Below are 25,424 nucleotides of genomic sequence, written 5' to 3'. Positions count from 1 at the left end.
TAAAGTGTAATTATTACACTAAGTCATTTTTTAAGCTTTTTTCGGGAACGTTCCCGAAAAAATTAGATCAAAATTTAGTCATCTTTCGGGAACGTTCCCGAAAATCGGTCAGAATTCTGCGTATTTTACACTAAGTGAAGAAATTTTTTGAAAATTTCAGGCTAAAAACGAAGCCATTTTTTGGACCATTTTTTACCCGTTTACAGTCGAATTCCGCTTGATAATTTTAGACTCTAAAACCACCTCATTTGGCAGGTTTTTATCGGCATGACCATCTAAAATAGTAAACAATAATTTAGCCGCTTCCTCTCCAATTTCGGTAGCAGGTTGAGTGATGGTAGTAAGTGAGGGATTTAATAAAGGAGCAATTTCCAGGCTGGAGAAACTGATCACTTTTAAATCTTTAGGAATATTGATATTGAGATCGTAACAGGCATAGTAGGTGGCAAAAGCCAAACGTTCAACCGAGGTAAACACACCATCGGGTTTTAACTGTGTTAAAGCCTGTTTAATGATAATGCTATTTTCTTCGTAACTGTTGCTGCAATCCACAATCAGGTTTTCTTCGAAAGGAATCTGGTGTTTGGCTAATGCATCAAGATAGCCCTGCATACGTGTTTTACCTATCGATAAACTTTTATTTACCACCAGGTAGGCAATTCTACTACAGCCCTGCTCTATCAAATGCTCAGTTGCCAGAAAGCTGCTGTTATAATCGTTTGTAATTACCCTAGGGGTATCAATATCTTCGTAAATCCGATCGAAAAACACCAAAGGCAGCCGCTTACTGCCAAATTTATTGAGGTAATTATGATCGTTGGCTTCTCCAGAAACCGACATTACAATGCCGTCGGCCCTGCCATTGTGCAAATGGCGGATAAAAGTTACTTCTTTTTTATAATCATCATCCGTTACGTAAATCAAAATATGGTAGCCATTTTCTCTTGCTACGCGTTCAATACCGTGAATGGCCTGTGAGAAATAATTATTGGCCAGTTCGGGTACAATAACGGCAATGGTTTTACTTTTTTGCTCCCTTAAATTACTGGCGTAATGGTTGGGCTGATAGTTTAATTCTTTTGCTTTGGCTAATATACGCGCTTTGGTAGCCCCATTAATGTCGCTATTATCCCTAAAAGCCCTCGAAATTGTAGAAGTAGATAAATTTAAAGCTTCTGCTAACTTCTTAATATTAATACTATCCATTTTTGGCCATTGAACCCAATTAATTTGAATTAACGCTGTAAATATAAACTTTAAATATCCGAAATATTTTATAAGCTTTAAAATTATACATTTCGTGTTCAATTCATATCATCAGATAACCGCTTATGAAATTCAGCCTCAAAAACCTTTGATTGGCCAATGGTAAAATTGTTTAAATAAATATTCATTTTTTTTAAAACAAAAAGCATCTTTACCGCTTTAATAATTATACGCGATTAATCATCTCATTATACCGGTTGCAAAACAAAACCATATGAAATAAAATTACAAAATGGGAAATAAGAAAATACTCATTGCCGATGATGATGAAGGAATTGTTGATGCCGTGACGATGATTTTGGAGGTGATGGGTTATGAAGTTGAATTTACATATGATGGTGGGGCAGTAATAGATGCGGTAAAGAATAAGCCAGATCTGATTATGCTCGATATCTGGATGAGTGGGCACGATGGCAGGGATATCTGCAAACAGCTTAAAAACGATCCTCAATTTAAGGAAATTCCTATTTTAATGATCTCAGCCAGTAGAGACATCAGGCAATCTGCGCTCGATGCCGGGGCCAATGATTTTATGGAAAAACCGTTTGAGATGGATTCGTTACTGAATAAAGTAGAGGTATTGTTGGATTAGATTGATACTACCAAGAACCGTCACCCTGAATTTATTTCAGGGTCTTTTGCACGATGATCCCGCTTGGCTAATTAATAATGATAAATCAATATTAAAATAATTTCAGTTAAATAGATCCTGAAACAAGTTCAGGATGACGAACGTAAGGGAGGGCTATATAATAGAATCTTAATGGTCAAACTTTCGGTTAACTAATCTCCTTAAAATAAATCCGTTCAGGCAATTGCTTAAAAACAAACTCCGTTACATGGCAAAGCCAAAGTTTATGGTTCTTAAATTCTCCTCTAAATTTTTCTAACAGATAGTCGCCACCACCCCCCAAATTCTCTTCCCGAACATAAACAAGATCTAAAATTTCGGCATTTTCAATAGGTGCATCGGCCATCAATAATTTGCATTCATTTTCGGCGGCAATCCAGTTTAATAGTTCATCAGCACCTTCTACCATCTGTAAATCGGCTATATCACCGCCCCATTCGGGTATATCGGCATACCATTCGTGCTTTGCATTTTTATAAAAACGAATTGCTCTCTCCATATTTTGTAAAGAAAAAAAAACTTGATCAATAATCCTGATAAAAATCACGAAATTTAGATCATTGCATGTCTGATTCAACTCCACTGGCTTTAAGAAAAATAATTCATATCGATATGGATGCTTTTTATGCATCTGTAGAGCAGCGCGATTTTCCTGAATACCGGGGAAAGCCCTTAGTTGTTGGCGGTAAGCCCGACAGTCGCGGTGTGGTTTCTACAGCCAGTTACGAAGCACGGCAATATGGAATCCGCTCGGCGATGTCGAGCAGTAAAGCTTACCAGCTTTGCCCGACAGCAATTTTCGTATATCCTCGTTTTGATGCCTATACCGCTGTTTCGAAAGCGCTTAGGGAAATTTTTAGCCGGTACACCGATATAATAGAACCCCTTTCGCTGGATGAAGCCTACCTTGATGTAACGGAAGACAAGCTCGGAATTGGATCGGCTATTGACATTGCACAATCCATTAAAGATGCCATTAAAAATGAGTTAAATTTAACTGCTTCTGCAGGCGTATCGATCAATAAATTTGTAGCCAAAGTAGCTTCAGATATGAACAAGCCGGATGGTTTAACGTTTATTGGACCATCGAAGATCGAAGCTTTTATGGAAAAACTCCCGGTTGAAAAATTCTTTGGGGTAGGCAAAGTTACCGGTGCCAAAATGAAAGCCATGCAGATTAATACAGGTGCAGATTTAAAAAAATTAACTGAAGCACAGCTTGTTGCCCAATTCGGGAAATCGGGAAGGTTTTATTATAAAATTGTTCGCGGTGTTGATGAACGTCCCGTTCAGTCGAATCGCGAAACCAAATCAGTTGGTGCAGAAGATACCCTTTCGGAAGATACCAATGAAGATTCGGTGATGCACGATCTGCTAAAACAGATCAGTGAAACCGTGGCTAAACGTTTGGAAAAATATCAACTCAGCGGAAAAACGGTAACCCTAAAAATCAAGTTTGCCGATTTTAAACTCATTACGCGCAGCCGTTCTTTTGCTATACCGATAAACAAAGCCGAGGTAATTTATGCTGAAGCGATTAAACTTTTGGAGGAGGCCGCTATCGGCCTAACCCAGGTAAGGTTGTTGGGTATTACCTTATCGCGGTTTTATGATGATGTTGAAATCGAAAAGCCAGAAAGCAACCAGCTGGAATTTGAGTTTTGATAAAATAAATCATTATTTCGGGAAAGCCTTTTCAACCGATGAAGCAATCTTACAACAAACGCTATGATTTATTTCGGTCGGTGAGACACCAACCGATAGAATAATGGAGGGGCTACAAACCGCCAAGAAACACAAGCCATTCATTTTCTAATTTTAAAACACCAATTTCCTTTTGAAGCGCAAGGCCTGTACAGAACAATAAGTTTCTCCCCGTTTTACGCTTATACGCTTCGCTTCCTCGTTGCTGCAGGGTAACGCTGCAACCGGGGCTATTGGGCCAAAGCAGCATTTCATTTTCGGGGTAGCTGGGTGCAGAAACCCTTGTGCCTAAACCAGATCCGATAGCTATCGGATGGAGCGAACATCCCGATTTTAAGCACTGTCTTTTTGCTTTTTATGGTGTGCTTGCTTGTTTCACAGGTTTCATCGGGATAAAGCGTGAGCGGGACTGCAAACCGCCAAGAGCCACAAGCCAATCATTTCCTAATTCTATTAAACGCTAAATATCTTTCTTTGCTTGTAGATCGGTCGGTGAGACACCGACCGATAGGATAAATAATACTAATATTGCCCCGTTTGAGTATATTAACCTTGTCTATCTGGTCTGTGAGGACACAGACCAAGGGGAATAAAAAAGGCGCAGCAATAACTACAGCGCCTTTAATTGTTAATTTTGAGGGGTAAGATTTTATTTACCGGCTAATTTATCGGCAAGCATTTTCATATAAAAACCGCCCACTACGCTACGGGCTTTAAAGTTATCGCGGATACCGGTGTTCGAATCGTAAAAATCGTTCAAAGGCACTCTCGATTCTGTTTCGATGGCATGTTTATAAACCGGGTGCACCAAAGCCTCAAATTCGCTTTTTGTTGGCGCAAAAGTAGCGGTCCACAAAATCCAGTCGTTTTTAGTGTAGGCCTTTCTGCTATCCAACGGAATACCGTATTTATTTTGTTTAGTCAGGTAATACTTGGTTTCGGTGTCGTATATCTTTTGCGGAAACAGGTTTAACTTAAGCACCTTATCCCAAACCAGGTTATACTTCTGGCTCCAGGTATTTTTATTATCAAAAGTTAAAGCATAGTGATCGCCGGCATCGGCCATTTCAATCCATTTTGGCACCATGCTTTCAGCAATTGCACGATATTTTTTGGCTATATCATCATAACCCAATGTTTGTGCCATCTGGGCATAACAGGCTATACCTACAATCGCTTTTACCGATAAGTTGGCATTACGGGCCAGGTGACCGGCAAAATCATCGGTACATAACTGCGTTTTAGGATCTAACCCTTCTTTAGTTAAATAATCGACCCAGGTGGTTAAGGTTTTCCAATGTGCTTTGGCATAATTGGCATTTCCCTGTGCTTTGGCAATTGCTGCAGTTAAAATAATCATGTTACCCGATTCTTCTACCGGCATTGGCTCACCGTAAGTCTGTCCGTTTGCTAATGGATAAGTTCCCAGATCGTGAGCTGCCCAAGGGTGAGGATATTTTCCGCTTTCGCTGAAATAGAAAATACCGTTCAACATGCCTTGTAACAGTTCAGGATTATAAATCAGGTACAATGGTGCTGAAGGGTAAGTTACATCAACCGTATTGATAAAACCACCACTGTTGTTTTCTTTAGATAACCATAAAATTTCGCCTTGCGGGCTCTTTACCAAAGTATGTGCTGCAATGCTCTGGCGATAACCTAAAACACATAAATCGGCATATTCTTTACCACCCGATTTTAAGGCATCGGCATACAAAGTTTTGTTAAAAGCTTCGCACTTCTGAATCACGTTTTTATACTCATCAGCCGCGGCGGTTAGTTGTGCCTCGATGGTTTCTTTTCCTGAGGTATTCCACCATGGCCTTAAATTTTTATTGAAGTATTGAACAGCATAAATTTCATCATAGCCCAGTTCAACATATTTTTCTACCGCAGCCTTACCTACCGGTCCAAAAGGGATAATGGTGTTCAATGCAAGCATTTTGCCCTGTTTAGCGGTTGAAGCAGAATTGCCTTTCCTAAAAGCATCGGCAGCATCTTTTTCGGCCGTTACAAACTGGATGGCATTGCTGGTTTTTGGTGCAGCCACATAAAAGTAACCCCAATCGATCCGCATATCATCACTCGCTTTTTGAAGAACAGGTTGTTCTACCGTACCCGTTTTTAATACCGATAATTTAGCCGTGCTGTATTTACTTGCCGTAACTTCTTGCGTAGGGCGATAAACCGCAATGTTTGACGATGCACTGAGGTATACTTTTACCTGGTGGGTTTTACCATCATTTGCTTTTACCTGATAGGAAACGTAAGAAACCGGACGTGCAAATAAACCCAAATTGTTCATTAACAAGGGAGAGGTAAAAGTTAATTTTAAATCAATCTTGCCGCAGGTAAAGTTATAAATGGTTTGTGTGGCATTAATATCAACACTTTTTTGCCTGGCTAGCTGTACTTTTTCGGCATTATCTTTTAAGCGGTCTACCAGGCCAAAATCTAGAAAACGGCCACCAGCAGTATTAATCAGGTGGATGGCAATTACATTCGATCCGGCTTTTAATGCGCTTTTATCGCTGTTGCTTAACGCAATGTATTGGAAATTATTGGTCCAGCCTTCTTTGGTATAAATTTTCTTCCCATTTAGGTAAACCTCAATATTATCATCGTGGTTTATCTTTAAAAACAGTTCGTTTATTGACGCCGGGTTAGCTATATTAAAGGTTCTTCTTACCCAGATATCGTGCGATTTCCACAATGTTTTCACATTTTTGGCATCATCCCCTATTGGTGCACTACCTGTTTGCCAGTTACTGGCGGTGTAATTTGCGGCTTTCCAATCGCCCTGAGGTTCGGTTTCTGTATATTTTACGTTGTAACCTTTTTCATCCGAAGCAGGCACAAGCGTTTTGTAGGTAGTGGTTTCTTTACCTAAAAACCGATAGATCCCTCCGTCAACATTAATCATTCCTAAAAGAGAATGATCGGCACCCGTCCAATGTTGGGTAGCAGATTCGTTTAGCTTATCCGTGTTAGACCAAATGCTAAAATAGGTATTGTGCGCAATTAAAGGATAAGCTGGCGCCTTTCGCTCTTGTGCTTTCAGCAAGCCGCCTACAAACATGCAGCCCAGTATGCTTAAAAACTTTAAAGTGTTCGTTTTGTTCATAATTTGTGTGTGTATTGAAATCTGAATTTATATTATGGCTAGATTTAACGCTAGTTAAACGTTTTACTAATGTATAAAATATAATTTACTTTTTGCAAAGGAACCTGATTTTTTAATTGTCTAAGTGACATTTAAAATCAATCCTCAAAAAAATACATGAAGTTTTTAAGCTCCATGTATTTTTCAAATTGTGCATAAACTAATATTAAACTAAGGCTGTTTTTTGTTGATTGTCCACTCGGCCAATTGAAACACACGGCTTCCTCTGTTAGATTTAATGTAAAGGCGGTAAAATTTATAAGCAATGTAGTTGTCGAAGTGGAAAAGTTTAGTCTGTTTTCTGCTGCTATCATTGTTCTCCCAAGGACAAACGGTTACCGTATGCAAATCGGTATATTGGATCCCATCTAACGAGCCCTGCAAAATCCAAAATCTTGGATCGCGATCTGGCGCATCATTACCCGATGTTAAGGTATACGCGCCCACTACCTTTGGAGTATTTAGCTCAAAGGTACATTTTTGCGTACCATCGAAACCCGCTTGTAGAAATTTCGTATTGATATCCTGATCGACCAATTTTTTAGAGCCTTCACCAGAATCGGCACCCGCACCAGCTTCAAGGTTAACTGAATATTTACCGCCAATGGTTTTTATGTAATTTTCGCCACAAATGGAATAATTTATGGTCGGATCGACCACACTAAGCATTACTTCTTTTGCTGCAGTATAACCCTGGCCATTTCTTGTCGTTAAGGTTACTTTGTATTTCCCCGGAAAACGGTAAGTATGTTTCGGGTTTACCTCAACCGAGGTGCTATCATCTCCAAACTGCCACAATAAGCTTTTGTAATTTGTAGAATTTCCGGTAAACTGGTACTCTAAAAATTTTAATGTATCGGGTTTTATGAAAGTAAACCCAGCTGTAGGCTTTGGTTCTTCCACTTCCGGAACAACCTCTACGACTTCGTCTTTTTTACATTTCACCATTAACACCACAATTAGCAGTAAAAGTGAGCATATACCCAATAATCTTTTCATATTACTTTTCATATCTATTCAAGTTTAAGGAGTTGGAAATAATTGTGTTCTTGGTACTGCACGTTTACCGGTTATACCTGCTGATGGAACTTCATATTCGAGATATGCCTGTTGTCCGCCAACATTTTCGCGGTGATGTGCTTCAATTTTATATCTGATACCACGTTCTAAACGGATGGTTGCTTTTCGTTCTGGTTTGTCCCATTGTGTGGTATAATCGTCGATAATGGCTTTTCCGTTGATAAACAATCTCGATCCGTCATCCCAACGCGTTTGATAAAAAATATAGTCGCCTCTTACTGGTGCCAGGAACTCGCCCACCCATTTGGTAGCGAAATTATCCCTGCTCAAAGAAGTACCAGCAGTATTTTTTACATTATCCGGCCAGCCATCGCCCGAGAATTCGATTGTGCCATCTACCCGCGTGGCAAAAGGCTCACGGCCGTCGTCTGGCGCCAATTGTGTATTGGTATAATATTTGGCAATCAAACCTGTACCATTTCCAATAATCGGCGAATTGTTATCCAGGTTTACACTTGGATCAACCACCACAATTACTTTTCCTTTTGTAGGATGGATAACATGATTGGTATTATCGCTCAGGCTTAAGGCAAAGGCGAATTTCTTATTGGATACAATATTAGCATCGAACACAGGCCATGGAATAGATAACCTCACTACAGCACTTGTTGCGCCTGTATTAAATCTCACCAAGGTATCGATGGTAAAATCTTTAGCCGCCAGGTGAATCGCATTTGCCGGCAATACCCCGCTTGATACCAGCGTGGCAATAGTATCTACTTTGTCTCTAATTTTTACATTAAAAGCTGTTGAAGGTGCATTATCCAGACTGATAATGAGGGGAATAATAACACCTCCAGGTCCTACCTGATAGTTAGGTCCCTGAGTTACGTTATAAATCCCTCCGCCCTGAAAACTTAAAAAATGGATGTCGGTAGATTTTAACAATTCTTCAGTATTGATGATCACCAGGATATTCGATTTGCCATTGGCAATTTTATTGCCTTTACCAGGCGCTGAAAGTTTTAAGGCAAAAACCACCTTTTTACCAAAATAACGTTCCAATACCGACCGGCGAACGATGGCTATTCCTTCTGCATTGTCTGTTCCATAAGCAACATTAATTACGTTAGGATACTCTACAGCAGCTGAGGGCATGAGTACAGCATTGGTTAAACCCCCATTATTAATCAATTGCGTTACGGTATCGTTATTTAGGGTTAATCCTACCTGAAAAGCTTCTTCGGCTGCTCCCGAGAGTGAAATTTTGAACGGAACTTTAACAAACTGATTATCTATTGATACATTGCCCACAACAATGCCTTCGCCAGTAATACTTCTGCTTGCCGCAGGTGGTAGATCCAAATCGTCTATTTGAGATTCTTTACAAGAATAGGCAACAATCATGATCGTTAAGCCCATTAATACTGTATATATAATTTTTTTCATTTTCGATATTTAAATTATCAATATTCCTGTTTATTGGTCTAACCAAACCCTGCCATCAAGCGCCCATTGCTGGTTATTGGCAATTTTTAACCAGTTCACCATTTGCGCCGGTATATCAGTTGTTTGCGGAACCAGGAGCGCTAAGGAACTGGTTGAAGGCGGACAAATTAAATCGTTGAAATTTTCCCAAACATATGGTCCCTGCAATTTAAAATCGCGGGCCTGTGAGGAAAGATCGATCATCTTATCGCCATTGCCGTCGGTTGCTGGCCAGTACCCTACCAAGAAGTTGTAAGAAGGGTGGCTCTGATCGATGGATGTTTCGCAAGAGTATTGTCCAATTACCCCATCTGGAACAGCTAGTTTAAAGAAACGGATATCGGTTACATAATAATCTGGCTCTCCGTGCCCTTGACCATTTAAATAACCCAGTTTCAATGCATTCGAATTGGCTAAGGAACCAGATCCGGTAATTTCTAACTCGTTGTTAAATGTCCCGTTGGTATAAGTTCTGATAAACCTTTGGTTACCGCGCTGTTCTAATTTAACCGACAGGTTTTCCCATCTGCCCTGAACAATATCGGCGCCCCTGCATTGACGGTAATCGCCATCTTTTGTACCTCTCCATTCGAAATACCAGTAACGGTCTTCTAAATAAATAACCCAACCCACGCTAGGGTGACCACCAGACCATTCGTTTCGTTTACCTAAAATACTAGGGTATGAGATCTGCTCTCTGTTCTTTTTAACTTTAAGCTCGATGGTCATCTTGGTGGTATCGTCTATATTGTAAACACCTGCATCTTCGCCAGCCACTTCAGCCCTAATTTGGGTACCGGTCATTTTAACAGTTTTGCCCAGGTACCTGTTACCTGTAAATGGCTTTACCAGGATCCGTTTGTTATAAGCAGCACTATAGTAAATAACAAAAGCATTGTTTGCCGGTTTACTAAAAATGGTTTGATCGTCGGTATTAGGCGGGAGGGTAAATGCACCACCATCGCTCGAAGCGATAATAACCAGCCAATCCTCGTTAATATAATTAGGGCGTTTCTTTAATGCAGCCATCATCTCTCCCACTCCTGTATCGAATTTTTCTATTGCCGATTTATAGTTCGGGAATGAATTATCGTAACCATATTGTGCACCGGCTTTATCTACATCAGTAAAGTGGCCTAAAATTACTGAGGCGGTATCGGTATTTAAATCGTTAATTACCGAAGCTTTAACCTGGTCATCGCTGGTGGCCAAAGTGCTGATATCTGCACCTGTTGTTAGCGATTTAAAAACTGTAGAAGAGGTATGTGCCACAATTTTGGTCTGTGGCCTGCTCTCTTTAATCCTTTTAAAAATTACAGGGTAATTCTGCAGGTTATTATTGGTTAGGTTATCATCATTTACCAGGTGTTTCGCTTTTTTCACACCGGTTAACATGCTTGCCCAATTACTGGCATTCTGTGTAGCTTCTGGTTCATTTAAGCCCACCCAACTGTAAACTGAATGTGGTAAAAGCGCCGTAATATTTGGAATATTGGCTGCTGCTACCGATTGCCCTCTTGCACCATCAACTACCAGGTATAAAATTTTACGGCTTCCGTATCTTACTTTTGTGGTATCGGTACCGTCTTTATCTGTAAGTTTTCTATCGAAATCTTTATTACAGGAAAATATGGCTGTTGTAACTACGATGGCCATTAAACCAAGCAGTAATTTATATTTTTTCGTCATGCTCATCTTAATTTATATTTAATTGGCTTCTGGTTATTATTCAATAGTTACCCTAACGATGTTGTAGAAAGGCTGGTTATCAAAGCGGTTGAAACCTCCGATTAATAAAAGTGCTTTTTTGCCGTCTGCAGATTTTGTTTCAATCACATCAGAAAGGCCGCCCGAAAATGGTCCGGTTGCATTATAGCCAGGCGCTAGCAGTCCTGCCGGGGTAAGCACCATAAAACCATTTCTGGTAACGTTGTTGTACTTTTTAAAACCACCGCTTACTACAATCAATCCATTCGAAATCTGGCGGGCAAAATAAGGGTAACCGCCTTCAAAGAATTTAGCAGTGAAAGACTCATCCAGGCTGCCATCTTCGTTAATTAGTGCCATGCCGTTTACAGGTTTCCCATTGTATTTTGTAAATGCTCCTGTAATCAGGTATTTCCTGGTAGTGGTATTATAGGTAAGTGATGTTATTCCGTTATCTACACCGCTGCCCGGGTTAAAGCTCGGATCTTTAGTGCCATTGGCATTTAACCTTAAAATGCGTACAGCAGGCTGATCATCGAAAGTGTTGAAGTTTCCAAATACCATTAATTTTTCGAGATTGGCTGCATCGGTATGCATATAGGTATCAATAGGGCCATTTGCACTTACATTACCTTTATTGGTTGCAGTATTAAAACGATAGGTTTTATCTAAAGAACCATCTAAATTGAACCTTAAAATCTGGCGGATTTCGGTACTATCCAGAATTACGGTATCTCTTGAAAAATCATAATTGTCTTTATCGTAAGTTCTTTTTACGTAATACCTAAAATTACCTGTTGCTAAAATTTTGCCCTGATGTGGGTAAATGCGGTTAATGTATTCGTTGGTACCGCCATTAAATTTAGGAAACCATTTTTGGGTAACCGTATCGGTTAAGGTTGGTTTGCGCTTGGTTTGGATTTTAATGGTATCGATAGCACCATTAGGATATAAACTGGTAATGTTACTAATGTTTTCTGTACGCTGGTTATAGCCGCTAAATCCACCGGCGATGATAAAACGCCCGCCAATTTCAATTACCCTCGATAATGTGCCATTAGCGCCCCTACCTGTTCTAAAAGTACGGTCGTAATCGCCATCTAAAGAAGTTCTTACAATTCTATTATTCGGTGTGATGAATCCATTATTATTGTAATTGTTAAAGCTGCCAAGTACAAGCGCCCTTCCATCAAGCATTTCGTAAAACTGGTTTACATAGCCGTTTGTTCCTGCCGTTGCCTTAAAAGTGATATCGTTTTTGATCAGGCCTGTTACATTAAACTGCGGGCCTAAAATCAGCTGATCGCCAATAGCAATCGAGGTGATTCCTGTACTTCCGGCTTCGGGCACCTTAACTACAATAGTAGATTCGGTAACGCTAAGCACTTCTGCTTTTTCGCCGTTAAACATAAAGGTTAACTTATCTTTAAAGGGCATTAAGCCTTTGGCCTGTACGGTTACGGTAGTACCTACAATCCCTTCTGATGGAACAGGCAATAAAGTTTGGCTAATGATTATGCCCAGTGGTGCCTTACCATCTGCATATGGATCTTCGCCTAATTCTTCTTCTTTCTTACATCCCTGTATCACTAAGGAGCATAGAAAAAATACGATTAGCATGTATTTTATTTTTTTCATGATTCTATTCTTTTAAAATTATAACAGGCTAATTATTTATTACTTGGTGTTAAACCAGTGTTATATACATCATTAAAAAATTCATATAAATTGAACCCCAGGTATGCACCCTGGTATCGTAACGAGTGCACCATTCCGTTGGTTGGTTTAATATCGGATGATGCGACATAACTTGGGTACCAGTTATCGTTCGGTTTTGATACATCGGGAATATAAGAGAGCACAAGCTGCCTGTAACCGATGTATTTAATTCCGTTGGCATCATAAAAAACTACCCCAATATTGGCTACATCATTGTTGTAATCGTAATGTAGAGCACCAGGATAAATGCTTCTGAGGTTAAGATCGATCTGGGGATAATCTTTTAACATGTTTACACCTTTAAACATATAACGTTGCAGGTATTTGCGCCAAATGGCCGGACTGATCTGATCGAGGGTTTTTACCGTATCTCTGCCTGATTCATAAAGTAATTGATTTAAGGATTCGAACTTTGGGTTTCTATCTCTTTCGTTGGTGTGAATATTGCCGATCGTTTTCCGCACCACATCATCATCAAAAGCAAAAAAGGTGAAATTCTCAGAACTGAACTGTTGCTCCATACCGGCCAGTTTTACAATTTGGGCAACGGTATCAAATGGAACTTTTTTGGCCTGTAGGTATTGCATCATATTCCCATCAAACTCTGCCTTCGCCTTACCTCCGTCTATATAATACTCATCACGCTTACAGGCATTTAAAACAAGTAAAAGTGCCGCACATGCAATAATTAGCTTTTTCATATCTTGTATAATTTCTATTTAAAATTAATTACCACCATTAACCCAATAATCGTTTAACCGCATAAACGGATTGTTATTTAAGGCATTCCCGCTTATTGGCCAGGTCCATGCGCCACGGCTAAATTTATCTGAGGTAAGTACATTGTACGACCACTGGCTGCTTAAAATCCGCTTGGTACGCACCAAATCGAAATAGTGGTGTCCTTCGCCTATTAATTCCCTAGATCTTTCGTAAAAAATAAAATCCTTCAGGGTAGAGCCTCCGCCACCGGCATATTTTGACGCCTGTGCCCTATCTCTTACCATATTTACCAGCTTAATGGCCTCGGTATCTTCTCCTAAATCGGCAAGTGCTTCGGCTGCCAGTAAAATTTCGCCACCATATCTAAAAATCATAAACGTGTTATCAGGGTTGGCATCTTCTTCACCGGTAGAGAAAGAATTCTGCGCAAATTTTATCATCATAAATTTTCCGTTATCGGCAAAAATATCTTCGTTAAACCAGCTGGTAATTCGCTTATCGCTACCATCCTGAAAAATTTTCTGCATGTACTCTCCTCTGAAATAAGCAAAACTTACACGGTGGGTATATTCTGGCCGTTTGTATGGGTAATGCAAAAACATATCGGCCACCGGTGCTGTATTGGTATTTTGATCGCCATAGTTAATACTGCGGTAAAATTCGAATAGGCTCTCGTCTGATCTTCCTTTAATTACAGTAGCCCATTCTGAAATTGGCAATAACCTGTAAGCGCCGCTGGCAATCATTTCGCGCCCTAAATCGGCAGTTTCCTGATAGTATTTCTTCGAATTGTTTGCATCAAAACCGGCATTCCACATGTTCATTTCCATAATTAAGGCAATAATGCTTCCACGGCTGGCCCTAACTCCTTTTAAAGATGGATCGGTATAAGTCCACGGGATCTGATTTTTATAGGTTTTAAGATCAGCTATACATTTGTTTAATACGGAAACAAAGTTTTCGCGTGGCAAAGCCGTTGAATGGAATGCATCGGTATAATACACTACATCGCCATATAACCTGACCATGATAAAATAGCTTAACGCACGGATAAATGCAGCTTCGGCTTTATACTGGTTTTTCTGCACATCGGTAAGTCCGGGTACACCTTCGTCCAGCTTCGCCATTAAAATGTTGGCACCTTGAATGGCACGGTAATAATCGGTCCAATCGGTAATTCTGTTGAAGTTGTAAAAGTCCCAAGGGCGGCCACCTGACAATAAACCCAACAGGTTGTTTTTACCTAAAATCTCAACAAACTCGCGGGCCGGCGCTAAATCAGACTGGCTTTCGTATAATACTTCGCCAGAGCGGTACTCGCCTGTTGCGCCTATAAAATGTGTTTCGTTAAACTTACCGAAAACAATACGCGATAAATCGTAAATATTGGCTTCAACATCTTCTTTAGATTGAAAGAAGTTATTTCCTGATAACTTGTCTAAAGGTTGGATATCCAGAAACTTTTTACAAGCAGGCAATGAAAACGATGCTGCTAAAATCAAAGAATAAATGATAAACTTTTTCATAATAATATCTATTAATTGCCTGTATTAAGTTCTAATTGTACACCAATGTTATAAGTACGCGGAACCGGATATCCTGTAGAAATATCGCGACCCAGTGTGGTTACGTTTTCAGGATTTGGCCCGGTGTACTTAGAAAAAGTAATCAGGTTATCTGTAGAGGCATATACTCTTAAACTGCTCATTCCGAAACGTGCGATAAACTTTTTATCGAACATGTAAGAAAGGGTAACATTACTTATTTTTAAATAGGTTCCGCTTTCCTGCCAAAGTGTTTGGTCGGCCCTTAGCGGCTGAATCTGGTCAAACCTTTTATAATCATACGGATATGGGTATTTTGCAATATCGCCAGGTTTGGTCCAGATGTTAAGGTCGTTTAATGGCACTACCGATTTTAGTGAATAAGGATCGCGCATAATGGCTATCCTGTCGGCCAGGGCATTATTTAAAATGGTTCTGTCGGCTGTGTAAGTAGCATAAACATTTAAGCCCCATTTTTTATACCTGATGTTGGTAGAAAGCCCCCCCGTCATTAAAGGCTGCGAATTACCGGTAACTTCATAATCACGCCCATCTAAAATGTAATCTCCGTTTACATCTTTCATAATCGGATCGCCACCTAAGAAAAACTGACCGTTAGATTGATATCTCTTACCCGTTACAGGGTCAGTTGGCACATCGGCATCGGTTTGATAAACGCCCTGGTTTATTCTTAAGTAATTAGACAATGTGTTTCTACCTACGCGGTAAACGTTGTGCTGCAGGTAACCAGAACCATCAAATTTGATAAACTGGCCATTATACTCTGCCGGAAGTTTTAACAGCACATCACGGTTAAGTGCACCATTTACCGAAACCGAAACATCAAAATCTTTGCTCGCTACTGGTCTCACGGTAATCATGATCTCCGATCCATAATTGGCAATACCTAAATCGTTACTCGCCAATTTATTAAATCCGGTGGTATTAGATAAAAACCTATCAAACAACAAGTTATCTACCTTTTTAAAATAAGTATCGAAGTTTACTGAGATTTTATCGTTAAATAAGCCCAGATCGAAGCCCAAATTATACTGGCTTGTAGTGGTTGGTTTTAAGTTAGGGTTTGGAATAATGTCATAATCGATTCCGATGGTTGGGTTGTTGTTAAAGTTATTGTTCAGGTTATATATACCATAAATACTTTGGAGATTACCCGTTGGCACAATATTCTGTCCCCAGGTTAACCTCAAACTACCGTACGATAGCCATTTCATATCGGCCAGCCAGTTCTCTTTGTTAAAGTTCCATCTTAAACCAATGGAAGGGTTTTTAGAATATGGATTTTCCAATCCGCTGGATGAGGTACCATCTAAACGGTAAGAAAATTCGGCTACATATTTTTTATCATAATCGTATGATACCGAACCTGCAAATGATGCAATGGTTGCATTTTTATAGTTAGACAATACCCCTCCACCACGCGAGTAGTAGGCATCGTAGCCTAATGGCCCCTGTAACTGATCGTTAGGTGTTCTTTCCTGTCGGGTAATACCAGCCTGGGCACCCTGTTTGTAAATCTCGTTAAAGGTGTTTACAAAAAGGCTGTGTTTTTCGCCAAAGGTTTTGGCGTAGGTAATCCCATTTCTATTGTACAACTGGAAATTTCTGCCTACATAATCGTATACTTTTGCAAACTGCCCGTTTGCCGCTGCTGGCGTAAAGGTAGATTCGGTATCGGAAGTATAATCGTAACTTAAAGTAGAAGATACTGCTAAACCTGGAATAAACTCATAACGTGCTTCTACGTTAGTTCTTAAGTTTCTGGAATTGTTATCGTTTAATGTTTGCAATGCCGATAAAACCCCTCCCGATGCCTGATAGAAAGATGGCGGCGGCAATAAGGTAGATACCTGACCGTTTGAAGCTACCCCCGATTGTAATAAACCTACACCGTTTCCTTTATTCTGCTTTCCTACCGAGCCGTTAATAAAACCAAAAAATCTAAATTTATCGTTTGGTTTAAACTCCATATTCATATTGAGGTTGTAACGGTTATAACCTGTGTTTTTGATTACCCCTTTTTCGGTATAATAACCTAGGTTAGCCTTATAGTTAAATCGAGGATCGCCACCATCTAAGGCCAGGTTATGACTCTGGTTGTAGGTATTCTGGAAAAATACATCCTGCCAATCGGTAGAGTTGTTCCAATAGGCATTTAAACTATCGGCCAGGAATGAAGTATTAGAAATCCTCCTGATATCATCCACATTAGAGGCATTTAAAATAATCTGCTGGATTTTTAAAGATCTTTCCGAATTACCACCTAAAGTTTCGCGAAGTTTCGGCGGGGTTTTAACGAAGAAATTGGATACATATCTAATTCTCGGAACTTTAGAGTTACCTCTTTTAGTGGTGATGATAATTACCCCATATGCCCCCCTCGAGCCATACATAGAAGTTGCCTGCGCATCCTTTAAAATCTGGATGTCTTCGATATCTTCCTGAGGGATTAATGAAAGCGGACTCACACCTGGTCCCTGGCTCTGGAAACCAAACTCTGCAGCTTTATCTGCATCTAACGGAACACCATCAATAATATACAGCGGTGAAGTTGGCTGCAAAAATGATTCGTTACCGCTACCTGAAATACTTAAACTGGATAATCCACGAACCTGTACCGAACCCCTGAAACCCGGTGCACCGGTATTGTTCTGGATGTTTAATCCCGGTACTTTACCTTGCAAAAGTTGCTCTACGTTAGAAACCGGTATATCCTGAACCTCTTTGGCCTGAATTAAAACCGAAGATCCTGTAGTGGTTTGTTTAGACCTTTTCTGGTAGGCTACAATAACAATCTGATCCAGCTCTTTTCGGTCTTCAGAAATAGTTACGGTAATATTATTCTGATTGGTAATTTTTACACGCTGTGTGTTGTAACCAATAAACTTGAATATTAAAGTAGAACCCTCGGGTACGTTAACCGAAAATTTTCCGCTGCCGTTGGTTTGCGTTAGTCCTTTATTGGTGCTTTCTAAAATAATAGATACACCCGGAACGCCTTGTTTTGTTTCTTTATCAACAACGGTACCATTCACAAGGTTAAATTTCTCCTGCGAAAAAGCACTGGTGCCAAGCATTATACACACCACAAGTAATGTATAAAAAAGTATATTTCTTTTCATCATATTAGCTTTAAATATTGCCTATTCGCTGATAAACTTTGGATTATCTGTTTTGAAGTGAAATACAATTTCCCAATCTCCAGCCTGGTAAATGGCAAAATCGACCCCGAAATTGGCAATGATACGGCCACCACCAAAAGCCCCCCTGGAGTAACTCAACTGTGCTTTCGCTCTCGAACCTCCCGGTGCGTAAAATGTTGGGATCTCTACCAATGGAATTGGATAAGCTACATCGTACTGAACGTATTTATCCGTTTTCTGCATGTTAAAACCATGGATCATTTTGTCCCAAACGGTTTCGTTAAAGGAAGCCGGATTAATTTCAACCGAATCCTTATTTAAGGCTTTAATGCGGAGCGAGTGACCATTCCCGCCTGTAAACCGACGGATGTATACCACTACATCTTTCTGATCGTTATTACTGACCAGATTTTTGTTGGTTGTGGCACCAACCACATTATTTAAATATGGGCGGATATAATCTCTCAACTTTTTATCCAGAGGAAATTTAGGATCGGGAGCAGGCAAACCTGTGTAGGCATTAAAATCATTAGAAGGCTCGTAAGGTCTTTCTCTGAAAGGTCTGATCTGTAAATCTCTGATTAAACGTTCTCCACCGGTGTTTTTAATCTTTACATCAAAAAAGCGGGTATCCTGAGAGAAGTTTGTACTATCAACTGGTCTTGGTTTGATTAACTGATTGGTAGACGAGCCCCAAAGGATAAACTCTCCCGACGAACGTACCTCAAACAAAGCGTGTACTTCTATCTTTCTTTTAGCCTCTATTTCTGCCAGGCTTTTTTCTAAGCCTGTATAAGGAGCAGTAAATACGTAAGTAGGCACTTTCTGGAAAATATCGGTAACCGGTTTACCATCCCCAAAACGCGCATTCACAATTTCGAAGGTGATGGGTTGCGTAGAATTATCTCCGTTAAAACCGCCCATTAGGTTAGTTCTGCCAATAATCGGCTCTAATACTTTATTGCTAAAGTTTACATTGTTACTCAGGTAATCTTTTTCTTCAGGCAGGTCGTACAGTTTTTTGCATCCGCTAAAAGCGATTAATGCAAACAAAACCACAACCATTTCTATTTTTACGATTGACTTCATAAGTTTCGTTAGTTTATTTTTTCTATGTCCCATCACCCTATTTCGATTTGTTTATAGTCCATTCTGCAAGCTGGAAAGTACCTCCACTTCTTAACTCCGTGATATTGATGCGGTAGTACTGGTAGGCAACGGTATTGGTACACCTAAAAACTTTTTGCTGATACCTTTCTTCAAAAAAGAAGTTGCTTACCCGGTGTAACTCGGTCCAGTTAATACCATCCTGCGAGCCTTCGTAAGTCCAGGCTTTCGGATCTCTTTCTACCGCATCATTTGCCGATATTAAAGTGTAAACAGAAGATACCTCTGGCGTTTTAAGTTTAAACTGCATGGTTAAAAACCCTTGCAAATCGCATAAGAACTTGGTATGATCATCTCCATCGATCACTTTTTTAGAGTTTTCTCCACTGGTTGGCCCACCGCCGTTTTCGCGGTTAGCAGAGAAGGTTCCACCCACGGTAACCATTAAGTTTGGCGGAGGGGGAATAAAAGTTAAGCGGGTAACAAAGCCATCGAAACCGAAAATATGATCGGGACTGATTACATGCACAATGCCATTTTTGGTTTTGATGTTGTTTGAAGCAGTTGTACTTGTAGACCAGTTTCTGATGAATTTGCTCTTTTTGGTATTGCTAAACTGAATCACTTCCGGACCAGCACCCACCTCGCCCGAGGCAGAACCCCGCACCGATTTGGCATGCATGGGATAACCTACTTTAACACTGGTTAAATTAAGTCCATCCTGCAACTTTAAAGAATCAGATGGTTTTACACCCCTGATGATATAGTAAGAAACCATCGTATCTAACTGTATTCCATCAATGTTTGATAAAAACAGCGGGTCTTTATCTGACTGTTTTCTTAAGGTATTTAAATTTCTTAATGCCAGCTGAAAACTTGGGTTGGTAACCGCAAAAAGCGTTACATTACTATCGGTAAGGGTTTTCTTCAAGCCCATTCTATCAACCGCTACAATTAACGAGTCGTATACCCCTGGCTTACTTTTTAAATATTCGTATATGTTTCCGTTATATGGTACTGCACTATCTTCTACATCGTAGTAGCCCCCATTTTTTTTACAAGCCGAATAAATGACGGTGAATAACAAGAGCATTGTTAGCACACCCATATATTTTATAAAATTTTTCATATCAATATTATTTAGCGCCAGTAAGGATTCTGAGTTAATAGACTGTTTTGAGCGATCAACCTGCGAGATATCGGCCAGTAGATCCCACCCGAATTGATGAGGGTCATAAATTTGGCATCGTTCTGCTTAATTTTATTGTATCTGATTAAATCGTACCACCTATGCCCTTCTCCCAATAATTCGCGGTGTCTTTCTTCGAAAATGATTTTGATGATATCATCGGTAGCCAGATTAAAAGCAAGGGTTGTACCTTGCGTAACCCTCCTGCTCATTACTTGAGACAATTCGTTTATAGCCCCCTGTTGATCGCCTAAAACAGATAGTGCTTCGGCCCTTAACAGGACAATATCTTCTAAGCGGGTAAAGATTAATGCACTGGTAAAATACCGGAAGTTTGGATCGGTACCGCCGCCCTGAATAACCTTTATTTTACTGAATATTGGATATTTACCATTTAAATTGGTGAAATACCTGTCGAATTTCGATTGCCCCAACGTATCGATTGAGAATCTTTCATCTTTCGCTAAATTGAAATATTTTAAGATCGAATCTTTTGGCAGATAGATATCAGGAACAGACTTGGTAATAATGGGCTCTGCAAGGGTTAATTCTTCAATATGCCCGGTTGATGAACCGTCAATGTGACCATAATCTGAATTAAAGCCAAACATTTGTCGGTTATTTTTATTGTAGAAAAACCCGTTTGAATTGCTTAAATCAGTTGTTGAGGTATAACCACCTCCGCTTCTGCCATAATTATCTTCAACAAATTTGCTGTATTTGGCAACACTGGCATAATCTGCATTCCAGGCCGCAACGTGCGAAAGCACTGCGTAAGCCGTAACTTTAGTCGCTAAAGCGCCTCCCCATCTTCCTCCGCCTTCGTTATAATAATCGCCCGGCTGCTGAATATCGTTTCCACTATAAATATATGGCAGATCGGCCGCGGCCCTTAATATTTCCGACTCTACCCAGGCTAAAACCTTAGCTTGTTTTTCTCTGGCTTTATTTTCGAAAGCACCTTCATTTGACGAGATAATAAAAGGAACATCACCCCAGATGCGCACCATGTAGAAATAAGCAAAAGCCCTTAAAAACCTGGCCTGCGCAATATCTACCGTCATGTTATTATCTGAGTAGCGTTTATCGGTTGCTTTAACGTGTGCAATATTTTCCAGAAAAACATTAGCACCATTAACAATGGCATAAAACCTGGTCCAATCAGAAAGTGACTCTACCACAGGATAAGATGCATTTAAATTGTTGCTGATAACCGCTTTTAAATCCTGTCTTTTCGGGCTTGTAAACTCGCCTGGTCTTACATCCCCATAAATCCAGTGGCTGTTGTTATCAGAAAGTGCAGCTCTGGTTAAGGCATAAACCCCCAGAATTCCGGCACGGGCATCCTCTACCGTATTCCACATATTTTTTTCGCCCACCACCCTGCTCGAGTCGGTTTCCAATGCTTTATTGCAGCTGGTTAAAGCCACCACAGCAAGGAGAAATGCGTATAATATATTTTTCATCGTAATTGATGTATTTTTAGTAGCTATTTCCATATTATAATTCCATTTTAACGCCTAAAGTGTATGTTCTTGGTATCGGTTGTCCGTAGCCGGTATCTACGCCATCATAGCTTACCAGTTCTGGATCTTGCCCGGTGTAAGGGGTGATGACAAATACATTGCTTACGGCGCCGTAAACGAAGAATTTATTGACCTTTATATTTCTCTTTTTCAATAGGTTGCCCAATTCATAACCTACCGATACCGATCTCAATTTTAAGAACGAGGCGTTTTCTAAGAAAAGATCCTGATCTACACGATAAGGAATAACGGTGCTCCACGGATTGTATAGCGGATATTTGCTATAATCGCCACGTTTCTCCCAAAAAGTAATTTCTTTCACCGAGCTTACATCGGTATTACCTTCGCGGTTTACAAAATCGAAGCGGCTGGCCATTTCCTGGTTAATCAGCTTTCTGCCCAAATTGAAATATAAATTGGTGCTCAAACTCCAGTTGCCATAAGTAAAAGCGTTATCAAAACCACCAGAAAGTGTTGGCAATGAGTGCCCTTTTAATACTTTGTCTTTTTCGTCGATTACATGATCACCATTTTGGTCTTTCCATCTCGGATCTCCAGCCTTTAATGCCTGTCCGTTATACTTTAACGGCTGACCATTTACTACAGGAACCTGTGCAGTTGAAGTATAGATACCTTCATTTTCCAATAACCAATATTGATCTACCGGTTCGCCCACTCTTAATAACCTGTTTCCGATTATAATTTCATTTAAGCCTCGTGGCAATGCTTTTAAGGTGTTGCTATTGTGGTTAAAATTTAATGAAGAATTCCACGAGAATTTATTTTTAGCCATTACCAATGCGTGGATGGATAAATCAACACCGGTATTGCTCACATCCATTCCGCTTTCTATTGATTGTTTGTAACCATATTCTGCGTACGATGGAATGCCGATCAACTGGTTTTTATCAGCCTTGGTGTAAAAATCGACCGAAACATGCAGCCGGTTTTTCAACATGGCCACATCAGCCCCAATATTTAACTGATCTGAATAGGCCCATGGCACGCCATAACCCACCCAGCCAAACGAATAGGGCCTGGTTAACACACCGAAGGCATTGTATCCTGGCACGGTTAAATTGCCGGTATAACCAACTGATGCAGTATACTGTGGCCCCTGGGCGTAATTATCATAGGTAAATGTTCTGCCTAAACGGCCAACACTTGCCCTTAAAACTAAATCATCAACTAATCTGGTATCTTTTAGTAATTCGTTTTTAACATTCCATGCACCTGAAATTACCGGAGAATAAAACCAGCGTTTGCTTGGCTGTGCATTAGATGATCCATCTAAACGTAATGTTCCGGATAGGAAATACTTATCATTATAGGAGTAGTTTACTTTACCATAAAAGGACAACAGGTTGTCTTCCGTTTTATCTAAAAAGCGATAAGTAAGTTCTCTTGGAAATGCTCTTGGTACCAGGTAATTAGGATTATCAGCCCCATTTGGTAATTTTGGATCAGAATCCAATAAATTAATTTTGATATAATCATTGGCGCCTTTATACGCATAAGCATAGTTATACTTATAAATATCCCACATCATCGATTGGCCTAACTCCACATGAAAATCATGTGCGGTATGCAGCTTGAAATCGTAAGCTGCTTTATTATCCATCATTAACCGTTGGTTAAAACCATAATAGTTTGATGCATAGCTATTGCCCTGCAACAAGGTTCTGGCATAAAATATATCCCGGTAACCTTCATTATAATCTACATTAAAAGCCGATGATAATTTAACCTTGCCCAGTGTAGCCACCAATTTGGCATACCCTTGGATCAGGTTGGTTTTATTATCATCAAAACCTTTGCTGTATTCATTTAAATAAGTGCCATAATAATCTTTATTGGGTGCAGGTGGGGCACTCAGATCGGGAAAGTAATTAACCTGTGCAAACCGGTCCCTAAGTGTTCTGTTCCGGTCGCGGTTTAACCTGTTCCCATTAATCATGGCAGAGAAAAGCAGCCATTTAACCGGGCGCATATTAATATTAAACATGGCGCTGTAACGGTCTAAGCCTGTACCATCGGCAACACTCTGGCTTTTAGCATTACCTAACGAAAATCTAAAATTCGCACGGTCCGACCCTCCGGTTAAGCCAAAATTTATGCCGTATATCAGTGCGTTTTTATAGTACAGATCAGTCCAGTTCGATTTACCGCTGTAGACATTATTAAGCGAGTCGCTCAAATAAACAGGATATTCTTCATCATCAGAATACCTGCCATTGGTTGTATAAATATCATAGAACCTTTGCCTGAATTCATTTTCATATTTACCATTAATGGTATTAACCGTTGGTTTTTGCACCATTCCGATATATGAATTAAAGCTAATACTCCTCGAATTGCCCGAAGCCGCTTTTGAGGTTAACACGATAACACCGTTTACTCCCCTGGGCCCATAGATGGATGATCCTGCCAAATCGCTCAATACCTCTACAGATGCAATGTTATTGAGATCAATTCCGGCAAGGAGATTAGTGGCTGGGCCAATTCTGTTAAAATCGTACTGTTGGATATCGAAGGCAAAAGGGTGCTCTCCGATTAAGGGGATTCCATCCAATACCACCAATGGCTGTACGGCATATACATCTTTCTTTGAAAGCAGTGGCATAGCAGCACCCCTGATGATCATGTTCTGAATAGAACCAGGTTCGCCTGATGGTTCTTGTACGTATAAGCCCGCATAATTACCTTTCAGGCTTTGCTGTAAGGTAATGGCCGGAAACAGTGAAAGATCTTTAACATCTTTCTGTACACCTCCCGATAATTTACGGTAAATTGTTTTGAGTTTAATTTGTTCTAAACTGTCTTTCCTTAAAGAGTCTTTTGGCGATACATACTTAATTTTAGTTGTATCCTGCAGAACAAAAAGATTGGTTGTTAGGCCTTTATGAACTTTTTTGCCTGCCGAAAAAACAGGTAAAACGTTTAATGTAAACGCGGCAAAAAAGACAAGGCACGCCCATAAGTATCGCATAGTTAATGGATCTTTTAATTGGTAAAAAAATGATTTCTAAAACTTATTTTTTCGGAAACGGCATGGTATGTCCCAGGTTAGAGAGACAGGTACTTCGGTAGTAATAGTTAGGGGTTCTCATAAAATTTAGCATTTGGTTAACTCAAATATATACTATACTAAAACGTTTTAATAACAAATTGTCATTTTTATGAAATTTTTATAAAACATCACAATAATATTTAATTCTATTAATTTAATTGTCAAATAGACAGGTAAAAAAGTAAATATTATCAGAATACCTTAAAAAATTAACACCCTATAAAACAGTCTATAAGGGAATTTTTCGCCAACAATAACAATAAATCGCACAATTTTATGTTGCTATTTTCCTAAAGAACTTAAACGTTTTAGTAAAAACACGAAACGCAGATAAGGCAGTAAAGATTAAACCGGCAATAATTGTTTAGGGATGGGAATAGCCACTACCCTATTATACCTTATA

Annotated in this window: 16 protein-coding genes; 2 read left to right on the top strand and 14 right to left on the bottom strand. The window is 39.8% G+C overall.

From position 1 onward, the window contains the following. Positions 1 to 192 precede the first annotated feature (192 nt). Positions 193 to 1,206 carry a LacI family DNA-binding transcriptional regulator gene (locus AC07VK_RS14245; RefSeq protein WP_492961248.1) on the bottom strand — a complete coding sequence of 338 codons (1,014 nt, stop codon included), beginning with the start codon at positions 1,204 to 1,206 and terminating at the stop codon, positions 193 to 195. Between the two features lie 292 nt (positions 1,207 to 1,498). On the opposite strand from AC07VK_RS14245, the gene AC07VK_RS14240 reads away from it, so the two are divergent. Further along, positions 1,499 to 1,858 (top strand): response regulator, encoded by a 360-nt coding sequence (locus AC07VK_RS14240; protein WP_492961246.1) that lies wholly within the window; start codon positions 1,499 to 1,501, stop codon positions 1,856 to 1,858. Positions 1,859 to 2,045: 187 nt separating this feature from the next. On the opposite strand, the gene AC07VK_RS14235 is transcribed toward AC07VK_RS14240, so the two are convergent. Continuing rightward, a complete protein-coding gene (locus AC07VK_RS14235; protein WP_492952731.1) occupies positions 2,046 to 2,396 on the bottom strand; it encodes a DUF6717 family protein in 351 nt (116 codons plus the stop codon). Between the two features lie 65 nt (positions 2,397 to 2,461). Between AC07VK_RS14235 and dinB the strand changes: the two genes are divergently transcribed. Beyond that, a complete protein-coding gene (dinB, locus tag AC07VK_RS14230) occupies positions 2,462 to 3,562 on the top strand; it encodes a DNA polymerase IV (RefSeq protein WP_492961244.1) in 1,101 nt (366 codons plus the stop codon). Between the two features lie 688 nt (positions 3,563 to 4,250). On the opposite strand, the gene AC07VK_RS14225 is transcribed toward dinB, so the two are convergent. The 12 genes from AC07VK_RS14225 to AC07VK_RS14170 all read right to left on the bottom strand — a co-directional run bounded on the left by AC07VK_RS14225 (position 4,251) and on the right by AC07VK_RS14170 (position 24,940). After that, positions 4,251 to 6,725, bottom strand: a complete 2,475-nt coding sequence (locus AC07VK_RS14225) for a glutaminase family protein (RefSeq protein WP_492961242.1) — start codon at positions 6,723 to 6,725, stop codon at positions 4,251 to 4,253. 210 nt (positions 6,726 to 6,935) lie between these two features. Beyond that, on the bottom strand, positions 6,936 to 7,775 hold the full coding sequence (locus tag AC07VK_RS14220) for a PKD domain-containing protein (RefSeq protein WP_492961240.1): 840 nt from the start codon (positions 7,773 to 7,775) through the stop codon (positions 6,936 to 6,938). A 12-nt stretch (positions 7,776 to 7,787) separates the two neighbouring features. After that, on the bottom strand, positions 7,788 to 9,233 hold the full coding sequence (locus tag AC07VK_RS14215) for a PA14 domain-containing protein (RefSeq protein WP_492961238.1): 1,446 nt from the start codon (positions 9,231 to 9,233) through the stop codon (positions 7,788 to 7,790). A 30-nt stretch (positions 9,234 to 9,263) separates the two neighbouring features. Then, positions 9,264 to 10,961 carry an alkaline phosphatase family protein gene (locus AC07VK_RS14210; RefSeq protein WP_492952726.1) on the bottom strand — a complete coding sequence of 566 codons (1,698 nt, stop codon included), beginning with the start codon at positions 10,959 to 10,961 and terminating at the stop codon, positions 9,264 to 9,266. A gap of 36 nt (positions 10,962 to 10,997) precedes the next feature. Continuing rightward, positions 10,998 to 12,617: a DUF5008 domain-containing protein gene (locus tag AC07VK_RS14205; protein ID WP_492961234.1), complete on the bottom strand. Its 1,620-nt coding sequence runs from the start codon at positions 12,615 to 12,617 to the stop codon at positions 10,998 to 11,000. A gap of 32 nt (positions 12,618 to 12,649) precedes the next feature. Then, the gene (locus AC07VK_RS14200) at positions 12,650 to 13,399 is read right to left on the bottom strand and encodes a hypothetical protein (RefSeq protein WP_492961232.1); all 750 of its coding nucleotides are present in this window, start codon (positions 13,397 to 13,399) and stop codon (positions 12,650 to 12,652) included. 24 nt (positions 13,400 to 13,423) lie between these two features. Next, entirely contained in the window at positions 13,424 to 14,947 is a 1,524-nt protein-coding gene (locus tag AC07VK_RS14195; protein WP_492961230.1) for a RagB/SusD family nutrient uptake outer membrane protein, read from the bottom strand. A gap of 11 nt (positions 14,948 to 14,958) precedes the next feature. Next, positions 14,959 to 18,111 carry a SusC/RagA family TonB-linked outer membrane protein gene (locus AC07VK_RS14190; RefSeq protein WP_492952722.1) on the bottom strand — a complete coding sequence of 1,051 codons (3,153 nt, stop codon included), beginning with the start codon at positions 18,109 to 18,111 and terminating at the stop codon, positions 14,959 to 14,961. Positions 18,112 to 18,129: 18 nt separating this feature from the next. Continuing rightward, positions 18,130 to 19,218 (bottom strand): DUF5007 domain-containing protein, encoded by a 1,089-nt coding sequence (locus AC07VK_RS14185; protein ID WP_492961228.1) that lies wholly within the window; start codon positions 19,216 to 19,218, stop codon positions 18,130 to 18,132. A 37-nt stretch (positions 19,219 to 19,255) separates the two neighbouring features. After that, positions 19,256 to 20,365, bottom strand: a complete 1,110-nt coding sequence (locus tag AC07VK_RS14180) for a fasciclin domain-containing protein (RefSeq protein ID WP_492961226.1) — start codon at positions 20,363 to 20,365, stop codon at positions 19,256 to 19,258. 11 nt (positions 20,366 to 20,376) lie between these two features. Beyond that, positions 20,377 to 21,891: a RagB/SusD family nutrient uptake outer membrane protein gene (locus AC07VK_RS14175; RefSeq protein WP_492952719.1), complete on the bottom strand. Its 1,515-nt coding sequence runs from the start codon at positions 21,889 to 21,891 to the stop codon at positions 20,377 to 20,379. A 34-nt stretch (positions 21,892 to 21,925) separates the two neighbouring features. Beyond that, positions 21,926 to 24,940 (bottom strand): SusC/RagA family TonB-linked outer membrane protein, encoded by a 3,015-nt coding sequence (locus AC07VK_RS14170; RefSeq protein ID WP_492961224.1) that lies wholly within the window; start codon positions 24,938 to 24,940, stop codon positions 21,926 to 21,928. Positions 24,941 to 25,424: the final 484 nt, after the last annotated feature.

It is taken from the genome of Pedobacter sp. GW821-FHT01D05 (assembly GCF_059422505.1).
Note: the sequence above shows the minus strand (reverse complement) of the source record. Positions and strands in the feature narration are given on the sequence as shown.